The sequence below is a fragment of the Flavobacterium amnicola genome, from assembly GCF_004122165.1.
Taxonomy (GTDB): Bacteria; Bacteroidota; Bacteroidia; order Flavobacteriales; family Flavobacteriaceae; genus Flavobacterium; species Flavobacterium amnicola.
The window spans coordinates 77,562-99,629 of sequence record NZ_SBKO01000001.1 but is presented as its reverse complement, the minus strand read 5'-3'; the positions used below and the strand labels follow the sequence as shown (position 1 = coordinate 99,629).

11 protein-coding genes are annotated in these 22,068 nt (G+C 35.5%); 10 read left to right on the top strand and 1 reads right to left on the bottom strand.

Annotation, left to right across the window (positions count from 1 at the left end; all coding sequences use genetic code 11):
• Window positions 1-73: 73 nt before the first annotated feature.
• The 3 genes from rpoC to EQG63_RS00455 all read left to right on the top strand — a co-directional run bounded on the left by rpoC (window position 74) and on the right by EQG63_RS00455 (window position 8,687).
• Window positions 74-4,375, top strand: coding sequence for a DNA-directed RNA polymerase subunit beta' (gene rpoC / locus EQG63_RS00465; protein WP_129433155.1), 4,302 nt, complete (start codon window positions 74-76; stop codon window positions 4,373-4,375).
• A gap of 80 nt (window positions 4,376-4,455) precedes the next feature.
• Entirely contained in the window at window positions 4,456-4,767 is a 312-nt protein-coding gene (locus EQG63_RS00460) for a DUF3467 domain-containing protein (RefSeq protein WP_129433153.1), read from the top strand.
• A 98-nt stretch (window positions 4,768-4,865) separates the two neighbouring features.
• Window positions 4,866-8,687: a beta strand repeat-containing protein gene (locus EQG63_RS00455; protein WP_129433151.1), complete on the top strand. Its 3,822-nt coding sequence runs from the start codon at window positions 4,866-4,868 to the stop codon at window positions 8,685-8,687.
• 86 nt (window positions 8,688-8,773) lie between these two features.
• Here EQG63_RS00455 and EQG63_RS00450 read toward each other — a convergent pair whose 3' ends face one another.
• On the bottom strand, window positions 8,774-10,363 hold the full coding sequence (locus EQG63_RS00450) for a peptide chain release factor 3 (protein WP_129433149.1): 1,590 nt from the start codon (window positions 10,361-10,363) through the stop codon (window positions 8,774-8,776).
• Between the two features lie 148 nt (window positions 10,364-10,511).
• On the opposite strand from EQG63_RS00450, the gene EQG63_RS00445 reads away from it, so the two are divergent.
• From EQG63_RS00445 to EQG63_RS00415, 7 genes are all read left to right on the top strand, one after another.
• Window positions 10,512-11,411: a PorP/SprF family type IX secretion system membrane protein gene (locus tag EQG63_RS00445; protein ID WP_235827793.1), complete on the top strand. Its 900-nt coding sequence runs from the start codon at window positions 10,512-10,514 to the stop codon at window positions 11,409-11,411.
• A gap of 13 nt (window positions 11,412-11,424) precedes the next feature.
• Window positions 11,425-13,383 (top strand): OmpA family protein, encoded by a 1,959-nt coding sequence (locus tag EQG63_RS00440; protein WP_129433145.1) that lies wholly within the window; start codon window positions 11,425-11,427, stop codon window positions 13,381-13,383.
• A gap of 178 nt (window positions 13,384-13,561) precedes the next feature.
• Complete coding sequence (locus EQG63_RS00435; RefSeq protein ID WP_235827792.1) at window positions 13,562-15,493, top strand: peptidylprolyl isomerase; 1,932 nt, start codon at window positions 13,562-13,564, stop codon at window positions 15,491-15,493.
• Window positions 15,494-15,518: 25 nt separating this feature from the next.
• Window positions 15,519-16,871: a peptidylprolyl isomerase gene (locus EQG63_RS00430; RefSeq protein WP_129433141.1), complete on the top strand. Its 1,353-nt coding sequence runs from the start codon at window positions 15,519-15,521 to the stop codon at window positions 16,869-16,871.
• 135 nt (window positions 16,872-17,006) lie between these two features.
• Window positions 17,007-17,960, top strand: coding sequence for an AAA family ATPase (locus EQG63_RS00425; RefSeq protein WP_129433139.1), 954 nt, complete (start codon window positions 17,007-17,009; stop codon window positions 17,958-17,960).
• A 6-nt stretch (window positions 17,961-17,966) separates the two neighbouring features.
• Entirely contained in the window at window positions 17,967-19,094 is a 1,128-nt protein-coding gene (locus EQG63_RS00420; protein WP_129433136.1) for an acyltransferase family protein, read from the top strand.
• A gap of 174 nt (window positions 19,095-19,268) precedes the next feature.
• Window positions 19,269-22,040, top strand: coding sequence for a bifunctional aconitate hydratase 2/2-methylisocitrate dehydratase (locus EQG63_RS00415; protein ID WP_129433134.1), 2,772 nt, complete (start codon window positions 19,269-19,271; stop codon window positions 22,038-22,040).
• The last annotated feature ends 28 nt before the right edge of the window (window positions 22,041-22,068 follow it).

Below are 22,068 nucleotides of genomic sequence, written 5' to 3'. Positions count from 1 at the left end.
AGGTAGTGGAAAGATGTTAGGATAACACCACTATAAATCAATTTTAATTGCAAATAAATCAATAGTAGAAACTATGATGAATAGAAATAAAGAGAAGAATACCATTAAACGATTCGATAAAATTTCGATAGGTTTAGCTTCACCAGAATCAATTCTGGCAGAATCTCGCGGAGAGGTATTAAAACCAGAAACGATTAACTATAGAACTCACAAACCAGAACGTGATGGTCTTTTCTGTGAACGTATTTTCGGTCCTGTAAAAGATTTCGAATGTGCTTGTGGGAAATACAAAAGAATCCGTTATAAAGGAATCGTTTGTGATCGTTGTGGTGTAGAAGTTACTGAGAAAAAAGTACGTCGTGATAGAGTAGGACACATCAATTTGGTGGTGCCTATCGCTCACATTTGGTACTTCCGTTCGTTACCTAACAAAATTGGTTATATTTTAGGATTGCCATCTAAAAAATTAGACATGATTATTTACTACGAGAGATACGTAGTAATCCAAGCCGGTATTGCTCAAAGTGCCGAAGGAGAATCATTAAAACGATTGGATTTCTTAACAGAAGAAGAATACTTGAATATCTTGGATTCTCTTCCGATGGAAAATCAATACTTAGATGACAACGATCCAAATAAATTCATCGCCAAAATGGGTGCTGAATGTATTATGGATTTATTAGCTCGTATTGACCTTGATGCGTTATCATACGAATTACGTCACGCAGCTAATAATGAAACGTCTAAACAAAGAAAAACGGAAGCATTAAAACGTCTTCAAGTTGTAGAATCATTCCGTGATTCAAATAAAAACAGAGAAAATCGTCCAGAATGGATGATTCTTAAAGTTATTCCAGTTATTCCGCCAGAATTGCGTCCGTTAGTGCCACTTGATGGAGGGCGTTTCGCAACTTCTGATTTGAATGATTTATACCGTCGTGTAATTATCCGTAACAATCGTTTGAAGCGATTAATGGAAATTAAAGCACCAGAAGTAATCTTACGTAACGAAAAACGTATGTTACAGGAATCTGTAGACTCGTTATTCGACAACACTAGAAAAGCTTCTGCGGTTAAAACAGAATCAAACAGACCATTAAAATCATTATCTGATTCTTTAAAAGGTAAGCAAGGACGTTTCCGTCAAAACTTACTTGGAAAACGTGTAGATTACTCGGCTCGTTCGGTAATTGTCGTTGGACCAGAATTGAAAATGTATGAGTGTGGTATTCCTAAAGATATGGCTGCTGAGCTTTACAAACCTTTCGTTATTCGTAAGTTAATCGAAAGAGGAATTGTAAAAACAGTGAAGTCTGCTAAGAAAATCATTGACAAAAAAGAGCCAGTAGTTTGGGATATCCTTGAAAACGTAATTAAAGGTCACCCAGTATTACTTAACCGTGCTCCTACGCTTCACCGTTTGGGTATCCAAGCGTTCCAGCCTAAGTTAATTGAAGGAAAAGCAATCCAGTTACACCCATTGACCTGTACGGCATTCAACGCCGATTTCGATGGTGACCAGATGGCGGTTCACTTACCATTAGGACCAGAAGCAATCTTAGAAGCACAATTATTAATGTTGGCTTCGCACAATATCTTGAACCCTGCTAACGGAGCACCTATCACGGTGCCTTCTCAGGACATGGTATTGGGTCTATATTATATGACAAAAGAGCGTATTTCGACTCCAGAGCATAAAATTTTAGGCCAAGATTTAACGTTCTATTCTGCTGAAGAAGTGCATATTGCCTTAAACGAAAACAGATTAGAATTAAATGCTCGTGTGAAAATTAGAGCAAAAGACTTCAATGAGAATGGAGAATTGGTTAACCAAATCATCCAAACTACTGCAGGTCGTGTATTATTTAACGAAGTAGTACCAGAAGCAGCAGGTTATATCAATGAGGTATTAACTAAAAAATCACTTCGTGATATTATCGGAAAAATCCTTGCAGTAACAGATGTTCCTACAACGGCTGCTTTCCTTGATAACATGAAGGATATGGGTTATAAATTTGCATTCAAAGGAGGATTATCATTCTCTTTAGGGGATATTCGTATTCCAGAGCAAAAAGGACAATTAATTGCAGATGCAAGAGAGCAAGTTGAAGCAATCTCTGTGAACTATAATATGGGTCTTATTACCAATAACGAACGTTACAACCAAGTTATTGACATCTGGACTTCTGCCAATGCACAATTGACAGAATTAGCAATGAAAAACATTAGAGAAGATCAACAAGGGTTTAACTCGGTGTACATGATGCTTGATTCTGGAGCGCGTGGATCGAAAGAGCAAATTCGTCAGTTAACTGGTATGCGTGGTTTGATGGCTAAGCCTAAAAAATCGACTGCTGGTGGTGGTGAAATTATTGAAAACCCGATTTTATCGAACTTTAAAGAAGGTCTTTCTATCTTAGAATACTTTATCTCTACGCACGGTGCTCGTAAGGGTCTTGCGGATACGGCGTTAAAAACGGCGGATGCAGGTTACTTAACGCGTCGTTTACATGACGTTTCTCAAGATGTTATTGTTAACACTGTAGATTGTGGTACTTTAAGAGGTGTAGAAGTTTCTGCTTTAAAGAAAAACGAAGAAATCGTGGAAACTTTAGGAGAAAGAATTTTAGGACGTGTTGCATTACAAGATGTAATTAATCCGTTAACTTCTGAAGTATTAATTGCTGCCGGTGAACAAATTACCGAAGCTATCATGAAAACTATTGAGGCTTCTCCAGTTGAAAAAGTGGAAGTACGTTCTCCATTAACTTGTGAAGCTGAAAAAGGTATTTGTGCGAAATGTTACGGACGTAACTTAGCAACTGGTAAAATGACTCAAAAAGGGGAAGCAGTTGGTGTTATTGCAGCACAATCAATTGGTGAGCCAGGTACACAGTTAACACTTCGTACGTTCCACGTTGGAGGGGTTGCTGGAGGTATTTCTGAAGAGTCTAGCATCGTTGCTAAATTCCCAGGTCGTTTAGAAATCGAAGATTTAAAAACGGTTAAAGGAGAAGATAGTGAAGGTAATATTGTAGATATCGTAATTTCTCGTTCAACAGAATTGAAATTAATTGATGAGAAAACAGGTATTTTATTAAGTACTCACAACATTCCTTACGGTTCAAGTATTTTTGTTGCTGATGCACAATCAGTAGGAAAAGGAGATGTAATCTGTAAGTGGGATCCATATAATGGGGTAATTATTTCAGAATTTACTGGTAAAGTTGGTTACGAAGATTTAGAGCAAGGACAATCGTTCATGGTTGAAATCGATGAGCAAACTGGTTTCCAAGAAAAAGTAATCTCTGAAGGTAGAAACAAAAAATTAATCCCAACATTACACATCTATGGTAAAGACGGTGAATTAATCAGAACCTACAACTTACCAGTAGGAGCGCACCTTATGGTAGAAGATGGCGAGAAAATTAAAGCCGGTAAAATTTTAGTAAAAATCCCACGTCGTTCTTCAAAAGCAGGCGATATTACAGGAGGTTTACCAAGAATTACCGAGTTATTAGAAGCTCGTAATCCATCTAACCCAGCGGTAGTTTCTGAAATTGATGGTGTGGTTTCTTTTGGTAAAATCAAAAGAGGTAACCGTGAAATCGTGATCGAGTCTAAATTTGGTGAAATCAAGAAATACTTGGTGAAATTATCCAACCAAATCTTAGTACAAGAGAATGACTTCGTAAGAGCTGGAGTGCCATTGTCTGACGGTGCGATTACTCCGGAAGATATCTTAAGAATTCAAGGTCCAGCGGCTGTTCAACAGTACTTGGTAAATGAAATTCAAGAGGTATACCGTTTACAAGGGGTAAAAATCAATGACAAACACTTTGAAGTAGTGATTCGTCAAATGATGCGTAAAGTAAGAGTGGAAGATCCAGGAGATACTTTATTCCTTGAAGAACAATTAATTCATACAAAAGACTTTATCGTTGAAAATGATAAATTATACGGAATGAAAGTAGTAGAAGATGCTGGTGATTCAGAAAACTTGAAACCAGGTCAAATCATCTCTGCTCGTGAATTGCGTGATGAGAATTCGTTACTAAAACGTAATGATAAAAACTTAGTAGTAGCTCGTGATGTAATCACAGCTACAGCGACTCCAGTATTACAAGGTATTACAAGAGCCTCGTTACAAACTAAGTCATTCATCTCGGCGGCATCGTTCCAGGAAACAACTAAAGTATTAAATGAAGCTGCTGTTGCAGGTAAAGTTGATAATTTAGAAGGTCTTAAAGAAAATGTAATTGTAGGTCACAGAATCCCAGCCGGAACCGGTATGAGAGACTATGATAACACAATTGTAGGTTCTAAAGAAGAGTATGATGAATTAATGATTACCAAAGAAGAATATAATTATTAATAATTAATTTTTCTGACTATATTTATAAATCCTAACAGTGTCATGCTGTTAGGATTTTTTACTATTTAAAAAAGAGAAAAATGAATAATCAAAACCCACAAGAAGGACAGATTAATATCGAATTAGACGAAGCAACCGCGGATGGTATTTATTCCAATTTAGCGATTATTAATCATTCTAATACCGAATTTGTTTTAGACTTTATCAATATCATGCCTGGTGTTCCTAAAGCAAAAGTAAAATCGAGAATTATCTTAACGCCACAACATGCCAAACGATTGGTAAAAGCACTGGCAGAAAATATCCAACGTTTTGAAAATGTGCATGGCGTGATTAAAGAAGTTGAGCAAGCGCCCATCCCCCTAAATTTTGGACCTACTGGCCAAGCCTAATAATACAACCTCTTCAATCTGAAGGGGTTTTTTATTTTGTATTAGTTTTTTTTGTAGATTTGAGTTTATATTGCTTTTAACAAATCAAACTAATTTTTATGATGAAAAATTACTTTCAAATTCGAACAAGACAAATTTCTACATGGAAATCCTTGTTTACAGCTTTTGTAATGTTATTCGCTTGTCAGACGATCTCTGCGCAAGTAGATGTGACTGCAACTGCTGGAACCCCAGCGGCAACTTATGCCACTGTAAAGCTAGCTTTCGACGCTATTAATGCGGGAACACACATGGGATCGATTGGAATTTCCCTAACAGGAAACACCACCGAAACAGCAAGTGCTGTATTAAACTCAGGTGCTGTTGGACCAGCATCGTATACTTCGGTTGCGATAACTGCAACGACTCCAGTAACAGTGAGTGGTGCTATTACAGGTGCTGTAATTAAACTAAACGGTGCTGATAACATAACCATTGACGGTCGTATTGGCGGTACAGGAAGAAATATTACGGTACAAAACACAAGTACAGCAGCTGCTACGGCAGCAATATGGTTGGCTAGTGTAGCTGCAGGTAATGGGGCTTCAAATAACGTTATACGTAATTTGGAACTGTTAACGGGTATTGATCCAACTGCTTCAGGGAATTCAACATTTGGAATTATTATGTGTGGTACAACTATTAGTACCACTGCTAATGGTGTAGATAATGATAACAATTCATTTATTGCCAATAGAATTATAAAAGCCAGATACGGAATTGTAACCAGAGGTACTACAACCGATTTGAATATCAATCCGATTGTAACAGATAATATTATCGGACCAAATGCTTTTGGAACAGATCAAATTTCTAGAGTGGGGATTCTTATGCAAGCTGATACGGGAGCACTTATAAGTAGAAATACAGTTCAGTTTGTTGGTGTTTTAGAACCACAAGCAGCAACAGGTGCTGATAGATTAGGAATCGCTATCGGAGGAGAAACTTGGACTATGACGGAAACAGCATCGATTACTTCACTAGGATATACAATTACCAAAAATGTGGTTCACGATGTTGTGGAGGAAAATACTTTTTCCGCTGTTGGAATTCGATTAGGGACTACTCAAAGTGGTGGTGCTACCAACAATCTAGTTGCCAATAATGTTGTGTATAATATTCGTTCAAACGGAACAACAGGTGACCAAGTTTGTGGAATTGGAGTTGCTGCCGGAAATGGTGATGTCATTGCCAATAATTCGATTAGCATAACAGGTGATATGGATCCTGGAGCTTCAACAGCTTCAGCTACTTCTGGTAATGCAATCAGAATTCCAGGGGCTAATGGGACTAATAATGCAAATTTTGTAGTGCAGAATAATAGTATTTATTTAGATGCTAGTAGTTCAAGTACAGCGGCATTGCGTTTTTACGCGATTTCCCTTAACTCCAATGCGTATGTGTTCGGAACAGGTGGTTTAAATTATAATAATTATTATATAAATGCTGCCAATACGCAATTACAAACTGGTGCGACAGGTACTGCAACAACTAATGCGCAAACAAATCAATTCGCAACTTTAGCAAACTGGCAGGCGGCACTTACTGCCCCACAGGATGCGAATTCAATACAAGCCAATCCAAATTATCCATCAGCTACTGATTTTCATTTATCTGGATCTTCTCCAAATGTTAATGCGGGAACTACAGTTGCAAGTGTAGTAGAAGATTTTGACGGTGAAGCAAGACCAAATGGTGCTGCTTATGAAATTGGGGCAGATGAGTATTATGCGAATCCAGGTGCTTTTCAATTTAGCTCTGCTACCTATGCCTCTAATGAAGGTACAACTTTAACGGTAACTGTTAACCGTGTAGGCGGTAATGCAGGGGCTGTAGGGGTTACCTATACATTAACTGATGCTACAGCAACAGGTGGAGCAGCATGTGGTGTTGGGGTTGATTATGTAAATCCAGGGCCTCAAGTTTTAAATTTTGCTGATGGTGTTACTTCGTTAACTTTTAACGTAACTATTTGTACAGATTTAATTTTAGATCCAAGTGAAACTTTTACTATTGCATTATCTTCTCCTACTGGAGGAGCCTCTTTAGGCTCGCCTGCGTCCACAACCGTAACTATTGGGGATGTTCCACCACCATTAAATGGAGTGTACACGGTTGGAACAGCTGGTAATTATCCTTCATTGACTAATGCAGGTGGAATTTTTGAAGCTATTAATCTTTCTGGAGCATCTGGAAATATAACTATTAATATCATTTCTGATTTAGCTGCTGAAACAGGTTTACATTCATTAAATGAAATTGCTGGCGGATTTACTACTTTGATTCAACCTTCAGGAGCAGCAAGAACTATAACAGGAAGTATCAACGGAGCATTAATCAAATTAAATGGAGCTGATGGTGTTACTATCAACGGTTCTACCACTGGAGCGACAGCAGCAGCATGTTTAGTAGGTGGTGACGCAGCTCTACGTGAATTAACAATTGCAAATACGAATGTAGGTACAAGTGCTGGAGTTATTTCTGTGCAATCAGGAACTAATGGAGCTATGAATAATGTAATTAAAAATGTAAACGTTATTGGTCAGGATCCAACAACTACTTTAATTGGAATTTCATTAGGTGGAAATACACTTGGAACTGTTGGAACAGATAACGATAATAATCGTGTAGAAAACTGTTCTGTACAAAAAGCAATATTCGGAATTTATGCTGCAGGTTTAAGTTTAGCAAATCAAAATACAGGTACTGTAATAAAACAAAATGATTTGTCTGGAACTGTAACAAATCGTATCAGAAGAGTAGGAATTTTAATGTTTAATGATAATGGTGCTGAGGTAAGTTATAATAATATTGGAGGTTTAGATTCTAATGAAAGTGCTGATGTTGTTGGAATTGCAATGGGTAATCAAGCCATTGATGCTACAATTGTTACTAACGGTGGTATCACTGGAGCTCTTGTTTCTAATAATAGAATTAATGGAGTAAACAGTAATAATACTTCTGGGTTTTCTTCTGCAGGTATAACTATTGCAGGAGCTGCTGGAGGATTTAATACTATACAAAACAATATGATTTCCGGAGTTATTTGTAACGGTACAAGTCCAGACTATCCTTCTGGGATATTTGTAGTAGGTGCCGTTGGATCAGATACTAGAATTTATCACAATACGGTGGTAATGACTGGAGATAGAGGAGCTACAGCTACACAAATGCCAAGTTATGGAATTGCTGTTACTGGTGCTGATGAATTATTACAATTGAAAAATAATATCATTTTTACATCACAAACTGCTTCAGGGGGTGGAGTAAATGCTAAAAGTTATGCAGTTGGTTTAGTTAGAACTGTATTTGCTAATTTGGATTCAAATTACAACGACTTTGTTAGTTCTGGTGCAAATGATGGAGGTTTCCGTACAGGTTCTCTTGCAGCTGGAGCTGGAGTTGATTACGCTACTGTTGCATTATGGGGAGCTGCTGTAGCTGATGATGCTAATTCAGTAGAAATTACTCCTGTTTTTGTATCTGCTTCAGATTTACATTTAGACCCTGTTTTAAATCCGACGTTAGACAATCTAGGAACACCAATCGCGGCGGTTACTCAAGATTTTGATTGTATTACAAGAGATACTTCAACTCCAGATATGGGAGCTGATGAAGGCGTTTTCTTAAATACTTCTCAATTTGATATGGCTAATGGTTTGAGAGTTTATCCAAATCCAGTAACTACGATTTTAAATATTGAATACACTACTGATTTGACACAAGTTTCTGTTCACAATATGTTAGGACAACAAGTGTTAGCTAAAAAAGTAACAGCAACTTCAACTCAAATTGATTTGTCTAGCTTAAATGCTGGAACCTATTTGGTAAAAATTGAAGCAGGTTCACTTACTAAAACCTTAAAAGTTTTCAAAAAGTAATCCTTACATTTTAATACTAATAAAAATCCCATTCATTAATATGAATGGGATTTTTTATATAATTGTTTTAACGTAATGAAATCAGATTAATCAAACTCTGAAGTAAAAAATAATTTCACACTCGGAAATTTACTTTGTGTCATTTGTATCGAAAAATCAGAATCGGCTAAGAATACTAATTGATTGTATTTGTCTTTGGCCAAAAACTTTTGTTTGATACGCTTAAACTCAGCAAATTCTTCGTTCTTGGGATCTTCTGGTTTTACCCAACACGCTTTGTACGCTGGGAAGTTCTCGTAATTACATTTGGCGCCGTATTCGTGCTCTAAACGGTATTGAATGACCTCATATTGAAGTGCTCCAACTGTTCCGATTACTTTACGGTTGTTCATTTCCAACGTAAACAACTGTGCTACTCCTTCGTCCATTAACTGATCGACTCCTTTTTCTAATTGTTTGGCTTTTAGTGGATCAGCGTTATTGATGTAACGGAAATGTTCTGGAGAGAAACTCGGAATTCCTTTGAAACTCATCTGCTCGCCTTCCGTCAAAGTATCTCCAATTTTAAAGTTACCGGTATCATGCAAACCAACAATATCACCGGGATATGAAATGTCTACAATTTCTTTTTTCTCGGCAAAAAAGGCATTCGGACTGGAGAATTTTAAATTCTTCCCGTGGCGAACATGTAAATAGGGCTTGTTTCGTTCGAAAGTTCCCGATACAATTTTAACAAATGCCAAACGGTCACGGTGTTTTGGATCCATATTGGCGTGGATTTTAAATACAAACCCAGCAAATTTATTTTCTTCAGGTTTTACTTCACGAGTATCAGAATCCTTTGGTCTTGGCGAAGGAGCAATATCTACGAAACAGTCTAGTAATTCACGCACTCCGAAATTATTCAACGCCGAACCAAAGAATACAGGTTGTAAATTTCCAGCCAAGTAGGCTTCTCTGTCGAATGCAGGGTATACTTCCGAAATTAATTCCAATTCCTCACGTAATTTGTTAGCTGGTTTTTCTCCGATAATTCCTTCCAATTCAGGGCTGTCAATATCATCAAAAGCAATGGTTTCTTCGATGTTTTTGCGACTGTCTCCTTCGAATAAGTTGATGTTTTTCTCCCAAATATTGTAAATTCCTTGAAAATCATATCCCATACCGATAGGGAAACTTAATGGAGTCACATGAAGACCCAATTTCTTTTCTACTTCATCCATCAAATCGAACGCGTCTTTTCCTTCACGGTCTAATTTGTTGATGAATACAATAATTGGGATATGACGCATGCGGCAAACAGAAACTAATTTTTCGGTTTGTTCCTCGACCCCTTTTGCAACGTCAATAACAACAATAACACTGTCTACAGCGGTTAAGGTTCTGAAAGTATCTTCTGCAAAATCCTTGTGTCCTGGAGTATCCAGAATATTGATTTTTTTGTCCTTGTATATGAATGCTAAAACCGATGTAGAAACAGAGATTCCTCTTTGACGCTCAATTTCCATGAAATCGGAAGTGGCTCCTTTTTTAATCTTATTACTTTTTACAGCACCTGCTTCCTGAATGGCTCCTCCAAAAAGAAGTAATTTTTCAGTTAAGGTAGTCTTACCAGCATCGGGATGTGAGATGATTCCGAAGGTTCTTCTTCTTTCTATTTCTTTTAAAAAACTCATTATTTGTAATTTTTGGCAAAGATAGCTAATACTTAACGGTTAGTAAATATTATTGTTTAAATTTAATGTTCAGAACTTTATCTTTGTCTAGTTGAAAAATAAATTTTATTAAGAAATGAGTTGTAAAACCTATTGGTGTTTCCTTATAATGTGTTTGGTTTCAGCTCATCAATTGCAAGCACAGCAAGAGGCACAGTTTACACAATACATGTATAATACCAGTGATTTTAACCCTGCATATGCGGGTTCTAGAGGATGTTTAAGTGTTTTGGCAATGCATAGAACACAATGGGTAGGATTAGAAGGTGCTCCAGTGACCAATACTGTAACATTACATACACCACTTGGGTCAAGCCAGAAAGTAGGATTGGGAGTTAGTTTTGTTAATGATCGTTTAGGTCCCTCTGATGAAAATACAATTTCAGTAGATATGAGTTATACAATACCTACTTCTGAAACGTTTAAACTAGCCTTTGGAGTTAAAGGGACAGCAAATCTTTTTAACGTTGATTTCAATAAATTGAAAACATTCGATCCAAATGATCCTTTGCAAAAAGGTAGAGAGAATATAGATAATAGGTTTTATCCAAATGTTGGAGCAGGTGTTTTTTGGTACTCACTTAGAACATATGTTGGACTTTCAATTCCATATATGCTAGAGCAAAAATACTATGACAATGATGTACAATATGTTGCAGGAGAAAGAATGCACATTCATTTTATTGCTGGGCATGTTTTTAAATTGAGCAATGAAATACAATTCAAGCCGGCAGCTTTAATAAAAGCGGTTAAAGGGGCTCCATTTCAAGCCGATATATCAGGTAACTTTTGGTTTAATGAAAAATTCTCTCTTGGGATTGCTTACCGTTTAGGTGATGCTGTTAGTGGGTTAGCTGGATTTCAAATTTCTGACTCTTGGTTAATAGGCTATGCTTATGACAAAGAAACAACACGATTAGGTAATTTTAATTCAGGATCACATGAAATATTTTTACGTTATGAGTTGTTTAAAAACTTCGACAAAGTAGTAGCTCCAAGATTCTTCTAAAAAAAAATAGATTATGAAAAGACAAATTCAAATAATATTTGTTACTTTATTAACTAGTTTTTCATTCTTTGCTCAAGAGACTAAAGTCGCTAAAGCAAATTCACAATATGATAATTTAGCCTATGTAGACGCCATTAAAACCTATGAAAAAATTGTGGCAAAAGGGTATAAATCAGTTAACCTATTTCAAAAATTAGGAGATTCGTATTACTTTAACGCCAACTTATTAGAAGCAAATAAATGGTATAATGAATTGTTTGTCTTAAACGAAAAAGTTGCTCCCGAATATTATTATCGTTATTCTCAAACTTTAAAAGCAACCGGAGATTACACTAAAGCAAATCAGTTTCTAGATAAGTTTTATGAATTAGCAGGTAATGATCTTAGAGGTAAATATTACAGTGAGCAAAAAAATTATAAAGAAATAATTGCAAAAAACTCTGGTAGATACGAAATAAAAGCTACTGAAGTTAATACAAAAGCATTCGAATACGGACCATATAAGTACGGAGATAAAGTGCTATTTTCTACGTCAAGAGATAGTATAGGTTATGCAAAAATCAAAACAAAATGGACAGGTCTTTCTTTCACAAATTTATATGCCGCAGATTTATCTGAAGATGGTTCTCTAGTGAAACCAAAACGTTTTTCTAATAAATTAAATTCTAAATTTCACGAGGATACTCCAGTATTTACAAAAGATTTGAAAACAGTTTATTTCACTAGAAATAACTACAATGATAGGAAAGTAGGTAAAAGTGCTGATAAGTTAATTTTGATAAAATTATACAAAGCAACACTTGAAGGAGAAGAATGGACTAATGTGAAAGAGTTACCATTTAATAGTGATGATTTTAGTACTGCTCATCCTGCTTTAAGTCCAGACGAAAAAACGTTATATTTTGCTACAAATAGACCAGGAACAACTGGACAATCAGATTTGTATAAAGTAGCAATTTTAGGTAACGACACCTATGGCGAGCCAGTTAAATTAACAGGTGGAATTAATACAGAAGGCAGAGAAACATTTCCCTATGTAAATGAAAATAATGAATTATATTTCGCCTCTGATGGTCATCAAGGTTTAGGAGGTTTGGATATTTTTATGGCCAAGCTTGATGAAAATGGAATGCCCACTAAAGCAGTGAATGTTGGTGAACCCGTTAATAGTCCGCAAGATGATTTCGCACTGATTATTGATGCAACAACAAAAAAAGGGTTTTTTACATCAAATAGAGCGGGTGGAAAAGGTTTAGATGACATCTATAGTTTTATTGAAAATAAACCATTAGAGATGGATTATAAACATGATTTGGAAGGCGCTATTACTGACTTAGAAACAAATCAAGTAATTCCAGGTGCAACAGTAACTCTTTTCGATGATAAGTTTAATACTGTTGCGACAACAACTGCTGACGAAAATGGAAATTATAATTTTAAAAATATTGATGCAGGTAAAAAATACTACGTAAGAAGTGAAAAAGAAGATTACGATACGGTAGAAACTCCTATTTTAATTCCTAATAAAGCTGGTAAAACCCAACTTCCAATCAAAAAAGGTAAAAAAGTTAAAGAGATTAAAGTGGGTACCGATTTAGCAAAAACTTTCGATATTAAAATCATTTATTTCGATTTAGATAAATCAAATATCAGAAAGGATGCCGCTTTAGAATTAGAAAAAATTCTAGATGTAATGCAACAAAATCCAACTCTAAAAATAGATGTAAGATCTCATACGGATTGTCGTCAAACAGCCGATTATAATATGAAATTATCTGAGCGCAGAGCAAAATCAACAATTGCTTGGTTGGTAAAAAATGGAATTTCTAAAACTAGATTAACAGGAAAAGGGTATGGAGAATCGCAACTAACAAATGATTGTGGTTGTGAACCAACCAATAACTCTTCTTGTTCTGAAGAGCAACACCAACAAAATAGAAGAAGTGAATTTATCATTGTTTCTATGAATTAAATTAGTCTCAGTAAAATTTTAAGAGCATCAATTACATTTGATGCTCTTTTTTTGGATAAAATTTTGTTAATACAAAGGGGATTACTTGTTTAATGTAAGCGAATTGTTATTTTTGCTACTCTATTTTAAAATAAATAAATTGAAAATGAAGTCAAGTCCTTTTTTGGTAGTTTTTTTTATGCTAGTTACAAGCGTTTTAGTTGCTCAAAATAGCGCTAAAGAGGTTTTGTTTACAATTGATGAAAAACCTTATTTTACTGATGAATTTGTTAGAGTTTATAATAAAAACATCGATTTAGTAAAAGACGAATCTCAAAAAGATTTGAATCAGTATTTGGAATTGTTTGTAGCCTACAAACTAAAAATTGCCAAAGCCAACAAATTAGGATTGCAAAACGGGCAACAATATATTAATGAATTGAAATCGTACAGAGGTCAATTATCAAAAAATTATACGTCCGACTCAAAAGTAACTAAAGCCTTGATCGAAGAAGGATATAATAGAATGCAAAAAGAAGTAAAAGCGGCACATATTCTTATCAAATGTGACGAAAATGCTTCGCCAGAAGACACGCTAAAAGCTTTCAATCAAGCATTAGATATTCGCAAAAGAATTGTGTCGGGTGAAAATTTCGAAGAGGTAGCTCAGCAAGTTTCTCAAGATCCTTCGGCAAAAGAAAACAAAGGGAATTTAGGTTATTTTTCAGCATTTAGAATGGTATATCCTTTCGAGACTGCGGCCTATACCACTAAAGTAGGTGAGGTGTCTAAACCCGTTCGTACCAGATTTGGTTATCATTTAGTTAAAGTATTAGATGTTAGAGAAAATAGAGGTGAAGTAACAGTTGCGCATATTATGGTGCTTAAACCGCAAACAATTACTCCTGAAATTACCGCAAAAATTACATCAACAATTAAAGATATTTATGCAAAATTAAAACAAGGTGAAAGCTTTGAAGCGTTAGCCAATCAGTTTTCTGAAGATAAAAACTCTGCACCAAAAGGAGGTGTTTTACCACGATTTGCTTCGGGTCAATTGAGTTCTGAAATTTTTGAAAATGTAGCTTTCGGATTGAAAAATGCGGGAGACTATTCAGAACCTTTTGAAAGTCAATTTGGATGGCACATCGTGAAATTATTAGAAAAGCATCCAGTTAAAAAATTAGAAGAGATGGAACGCGAATTGGATACTAAAATCCGTAAAGATGATCGTTCTAGAATTATTACAAACACTTTAAATGCTAAATTGAGAACCAAGTACAAAGTGGTTCGTAACGAAAAATTATACACAAAAATTAAAGCGTCAGTAACCGATAAGTATTATACTGGTGAATGGAAATTGCCGGAAGACACTAAAGAGTTTGATGCAGAATTGTTAAAAGTTGAAAACAAATCGATTACAGGATCAACGTTTTTACAAGAATTGAATTCGAAGCAGAAATCTAAATTAGCTATTAAACCAATCAGCAAATTAATTGATAATGTGTACACTAGTTTTGTAGACGGTCAATTAAATACCTATTACAATGATAATTTGGAAACTGAGTTTCCTGAATTTGCGAATATCGTTGAAGAATATCGTGATGGATTATTGCTTTTTGACTTAATGGAAAAAGAAATTTGGAACAAAGCCAAACAAGATTCTATCGGTTTAAAAAAACATTTTGAAGCCAACAAAGCGAATTACCAATGGAAAAATCGTGTTGAGGTGGTAACTGTTTCTTCTGCAAAAGAAGATTTTGTTAAAAAAGCGATGAAATTACTGAAAAGCGATGTCAAATTAGACGATATAAAAGCAAAATTAAACACAAAAGATGCGGTGAACGTGATGATAAAAGAAGAAATTCTTGAAGAAGGCGACGCGACTAAAAAGATTGCCTTCAAAGTAGGATTGTCTGAAATTTATAAAGACAAGGATTTTTATTATGTGAACAAAGTGATAAAAGTAATTCCAGCTGGACCAAAAACATTAGAAGAAACCAAAGGAAGAGTCATTAACGATTACCAACAATATCTTGAAGATAATTGGGTTTCTGAATTGAAAAAAGAATTTAAAGTCAATACTAATACTGCAGTTTTTGAGAAATTGAAAGCTACAATGAAAAAATAATTAAAGCCAAATAAATTAAATACAAATGATATTAATTAAAAAAATAAGTCTTTTTGCTGCCTTTTTACTGGTAACTATTTCTGCGTCTGCACAAAAGACAAAAATCGATGGAGTTGTAGGTGTCGTGGGAGATTATGTGATTTTAGATTCAGATATCGATAAGACCTATTTAGAATTAAAACAACAAGGCGTTGAGACTAAAGAAATTTCTCGTTGCCAAATGTTCGGAAAATTATTAGAAGACAAATTATACGCGCACCAAGCGATTCAAGATAGTATTGTGGTGACCGATACTGAAGTGAATCAAAAATTAGACGAGCAACTGAACTATATGGTAGAACAATTAGGTTCTATGGAAAAAGTAGTGCAATATTTCAAAAAGTCTAGTGTTGAGGATTTTAAAACCGAATTGTTTGATATTATCAAAATGAACAAGTTGACTTCAGAAATGCAAAAAAAGATTGTTGACGAAGTGAAAATCACACCAGAAGAAGTTCGTGATTTTTTTAAAGCAATTCCAAAAGATGACTTGCCTGTTTTCGGTGCCGAAATGGAAGTAGCTCAAATTGTAATAAAACCTGAGGTTTCAAAAGAAGCAAAACAAGCAGTTATTGATCAATTGAAAGCTTTTAAAAAGGACATCCAAGAAAATGGCGCTAGTTTTTTTACTAAAGCGGTTCTGTATTCAGAAGATCCTGGATCTAAAAACAATGGTGGGTATTACAAAATGAACCGTAAAACTCAGTTTGTTAAAGAATTCAAAGATGTAGCGTTTAGTTTGCAAGAAGGGGAAATTTCAGAGCCTTTTGAAACAGAATTTGGATATCACATCATTCAAGTTGATAAAATCAAAGGACAAGATGTAGAATTAAGACATATTGTTATTGCTCCAAAAGTTCCGGAAGCTGCTTTAAAAGCGGCCAAAGAAAAAGCAGAATCTATCCGTACAAAGATTTTGAACAAAGAAATCACTTTCGCAGAAGCAGCTCGTACCATGTCGGAAGAAAAAGAAACTAAAAATGATGGTGGTGTTTTAACCAATCCAAAAACACAAGATACGCGTTTTGAATTGACAAAAATGGATCCAGCAATGTATTCGGTTGTGGCGAATTTAAAAGATGGTGAAGTTTCTTATGCTGTTTCCGAAGACGATAGAACGGGTAGAAAATTTTACAAAATCATGACAGTTACCAATCGTTTCAACGAGCATACTGCCGATTATTCTAAAGATTACATTCGTCTAAAAGAATTGGCTTTAAAAGAAAAACAATTGAAAGCCATTGCAAAATGGAGTGAAGAAAAAATTAAAGAAACACACATCAAAATAAACGGAGAATACCGTGATTGTACTTATACAAACAACTGGTTAAAAAAATAAATTTTTATTAATTCAGATAAAAGAGTTAGTTTTATGAAATCATAGAATTAACTCTTTTTATTTTTACTAATGTCATGTTGAGATACTCTGTGAGAGCACAGTTTAAGTATCGAAGCATTAATATTCAAATTAAAAATGTCAGACGTTACCGCCATTCAAAATTTAGTTCAAAAGCAACAAGAACTAAAAAAAGAAATTGCAAAAATAATTGTAGGTCAAGAGGATGTTGTCAATCAAATTGTGTTGAGTATCTTTTCTGGAGGACATGCACTATTGGTCGGAGTTCCTGGATTAGCAAAAACCTTAATGGTTAACACTATTTCACAAGCTTTGGGCTTAGATTTTAAGCGTATTCAGTTTACACCCGATTTAATGCCTTCCGATATTTTGGGGAGTGAAATTCTAGATGAAACCCGAAATTTTAAGTTCATTAAAGGGCCTATCTTTTCCAATATTATTTTGGCCGATGAGATCAATCGTACCCCACCCAAAACACAAGCGGCGCTATTAGAAGCGATGCAGGAGAAATCGGTAACCGTAGCCGGACATCATTATAAATTAGAATTGCCGTTTTTCGTATTGGCAACGCAAAACCCGATCGAGCAAGAAGGGACTTACCCGCTTCCAGAAGCACAATTGGACCGTTTTATGTTTGCCATAAAATTAGATTATCCTTCTTTTGCGGAAGAAGTACAAGTGGTAAAAAGTACAACATCCGATTTTACCGAAAAAGTGAATCCGTTGTTTAGCGCACAGGAAATAATCGATTTTCAGCATTTAATTCGCCGCATTCCAGTGACAGATAACGTAATCGAGTACGCGGTGACCTTGGTGTCTAAAACACGACCAGATAATGCTTTAGCAACCGATTATATTAAAAATTACATCGATTGGGGTGCAGGACCTCGTGCGTCACAAAATTTAATTTTAGCAGCCAAAACACATGCGGCTTTGAATGGTAAATTTTCACCCGATATTGAAGATGTACAAGCAGTAGCTACGGGAATCTTGCGTCATAGAATTATTAAAAACTACAAAGCCGATGCCGAAGGAATCACCGAAGAAATGATTATTAAGAAATTGTTTTAATTTTTAATGCTCGGACTTAAAGTTACCTTAGAAAACAGATATCCTGGTCTAGATTTAGCAAGGAGTATCGCGATTTCATTAGTGGTATTTTCCCATTCCTTATGGATTAGTAATTATTATCCTTCCCTTATCAGCTGGTTAATGCGATTGAGCGGAACCATTGGTGTCGAAATATTTTTTGTAATTAGTGGTTTCCTAATTGGAAAAATAGTGTTGAAATTGATTCAGAAGGAAGATTATTCCTTACACGATGTTTTTGTTTTTCTGAAAAGACGCTGGTTTAGAACACTGCCCAACTATTATTTGGCATTGTTGATCAATTTAATTCTTTGGATTTGTATTTATAAAGAAATTCCAGAAAAATTATTTTTGTATTTCTTTTATCTTCAAAATATTACCACGACTTCACCTGCTTTTTTCAGAATAGCTTGGAGTTTAGCGGTAGAGCAGTTTTGTTATATTGTAGGTCCGATTTCCTTATTTTTCCTAATCAAATGTTTTCCAAAACAAGACAAAGGGAAGCTTTTTGTAATCATGTCGCTTCTAGTTATTCTAATCTTCGGGCTAATACGCTACTATTTTAACCAAACACACGTCATTCACAGTTTGTCCGATTGGAATGAAAAACTTCGTAAAGTGACTATTTATAGATTAGATGCAATCTATTATGGTTTTATCGCTTTTTATGTTGTCCACAACTATGCCATTTCAGATACTTTGAAAAGGCTATGTTTTAATATAGGTTTGACTATTTTACTCACCTTACACATCTTCATTTTTGCCCTGGGAATAAATGTGGAAGAATTTCCGTTTTTCTTTAATGTCTTGTTTTTACCTTTAAACTCCATCGCCATTTGTTTGCTATTGCCTTTTTTAACCACAATACAATTTCGATCGATGCTTTTTACCAAATGGATCACCTTAATTAGCGTGATATCCTACAGTATTTATTTACTTCACTACACAATTATACTGCATTTAATTAAAGAGATTTTCCCATCCGATACTTTGGCTGGATTTTCATTGGGTTTATACACAGTGACTTATTGGATGATTACGTTTGTATTTTCTTATTTGTTGTATAAATATTTTGAAAGTCCAATGACACGTCTTAGAGAAGTTAAAAACAACTAATTTCTAATTTGAAATTGCTATTTTTTTATTCTATTTTTTGAGTTTTATTTAAAAAAACGGTGTCAAATTTGTCTTTTGATAAAAAATGCAAATCAATTAACTTATTTATCTGAAAAATTTTCAAACAATAGCGCTAATTTGTAAATTTGGACAATAAAAAATAAAACTTCTAAAATGAATACTTATCAAGATTACATTAAAGAAATTGAAGAACGTAAAGGTCAAGGGTTACACCCAAAACCAATTGACGGTGCAGAATTATTAAGCGAAATAATTTCGCAAATCAAAGATGTAAACAATCCAAATAGAGAAGATTCTCTTAAGTTTTTTATCTACAATACATTGCCTGGAACAACTCCGGCGGCTGGCGCTAAAGCGAAATTTTTAAAAGAAATTATTTTAGGCGAAGCCACTGTTACTGAAATCACTCCAGCTTATGCTTTCGAATTATTATCGCATATGAAAGGTGGGCCTTCAATCGTAGTATTGTTGGACTTGGCTTTAGGAAATGACGAGGCTGTTGCGAAACAAGCTGCTGAGGTGTTGAAAGCACAAGTTTTCTTGTACGATGCCGATATGGATCGTCTAAAAGTGGCTTTTGAAAGAGGGAATGCTGTTGCAAAAGAAATATTAGAAAGTTATGCTAAAGCAGAATTCTTTACAAAACTTCCAGAAGTGGCTGAAGAAATCAAAGTGGTAACGTTCATTGCTGGTGAAGGAGATATTTCAACAGATTTACTTTCACCTGGAAACCAAGCACACTCGCGTTCTGATCGTGAATTACACGGAAAATGTATGATTACGCCTGAGGCTCAAGAGGAAATTAAAGCTTTACAAGCACAACATCCAGATAAATCAGTAATGTTAATTGCCGAAAAAGGAACAATGGGTGTAGGTTCTTCTCGTATGTCAGGGGTAAATAACGTGGCACTTTGGACAGGTAAACAAGCAAGTCCTTATGTTCCATTTGTAAACTTTGCTCCAATCGTTGGGGGTACAAACGGAATTTCTCCAATTTTCCTTACCACAGTTGATGTAACTGGAGGTATTGGTCTTGACCTTAAAAACTGGGTAAAGAAAACAGATGCTAACGGTGAAATAGTTCGTGATGAAAACGGTGATCCTATTTTAGAACAAAAGTACTCAGTAGCAACGGGGACTGTTTTAACAATCAATACAAAATCAAAAAAATTATACAACGGAAATCAAGAGTTGATTGATGTTTCTAAAGCGTTTACGCCTCAAAAAATGGAGTTTATCAAAGCGGGTGGTTCTTATGCCATCGTATTTGGTAAAAAACTTCAAACGTTTGCTGCGAAGACTTTAGGAATTGAAGCGCCACTTGTGTATGCTCCTTCAAAAGAGGTTTCTATTGATGGTCAAGGTTTAACTGCAGTTGAAAAAATCTTCAATAGGAATTCGGTAGGAACAATTTCTAAAAAAGCATTACATGCAGGTTCTGATGTTCGTGTGACGGTAAACATTGTAGGTTCACAAGATACTACTGGTTTGATGACAGCTCAGGAATTGGAATCTATGGCAGCTACCGTAATTTCTCCAATCGTTGATGGTGCATACCAATCTGGATGCCATACCGCTTCAGTTTGGGATAAAAAAGCACAGGCTAACATCCCGAAATTGATGAAGTTTATGAACGATTTCGGATTGATCACTGCTCGTGACCCGAAAGGGGTTTACCATGCAATGACCGACGTTATTCATAAAGTGCTTAATGATATTACTATTGACGAATGGGCTATCATCATTGGCGGTGACTCGCATACTCGTATGTCTAAAGGGGTGGCTTTCGGTGCCGATTCGGGTACTGTGGCTTTAGCTTTAGCTACAGGTGAAGCATCAATGCCAATTCCAGAATCGGTAAAAGTAACGTTCAAAGGAAATATGGCAAGTTACATGGATTTCCGTGATGTGGTGCATGCAACGCAAGCGCAAATGTTACACCAATTTGGTGGCGAAAATGTGTTCCAAGGTAGAATTATCGAAGTGCATATCGGTACATTAACCGCTGATCAAGCCTTTACATTTACCGATTGGACGGCTGAAATGAAAGCAAAAGCATCAATCTGTATTTCAGAAGATGAAACCTTAATCGAATCATTGGAAATTGCGAAAGGCAGAATCCAAATCATGATTGATAAAGGAATGGATAACGCAAAGCAAGTATTACAAGGATTAATTGATAAAGCAAACAAACGTATTGCTGAAATCAGATCGGGGGAAAAACCAGCCTTACGTCCTGATGCGAATGCAAAATACTACGCTGAGGTGGTAGTCGATTTAGATCAAATCGCAGAACCTATGATTGCTGATCCAGACGTAAACAATGCAGATGTTTCTAAACGATATACTCACGATACTATCCGTCCGCTTTCTTTCTACGGAGGAACAAAAACGGTAGATTTAGGATTCATCGGTTCGTGTATGGTGCACAAAGGAGACATGAAAATCTTGGCGCAAATGCTTAAAAATATCGAAGAGCAACAAGGTAAAGTGGAATTTAAAGCGCCGTTAGTGGTAGCGCCTCCAACTTACAACATTGTAGACGAGTTGAAAGCAGAAGGGGATTGGGAAGTTTTACAAAAATATTCTGGTTTCGAATTCAATGACGACGCGCCAAAAGGGGCTGCTCGTACCGAATACGAAAACATGTTATACTTAGAACGTCCAGGTTGTAATCTTTGTATGGGGAACCAGGAAAAAGCTGCTAAAGGAGATACCGTTATGGCAACGTCTACACGTCTTTTCCAAGGTAGAGTGGTAGAAGATACAGATACTAAAAAAGGAGAATCGTTATTGTCTTCTACACCAGTTGTTGTATTGTCAACAATCTTAGGAAGAACCCCTTCTATTGAAGAATATAAAGAAGCTGTTGAAGGAATCAACTTAACTAAATTCGCACCTTCTCACAAATTATTAGCGAATTAATTTTTTGATTTACTGACTATAATTTCAA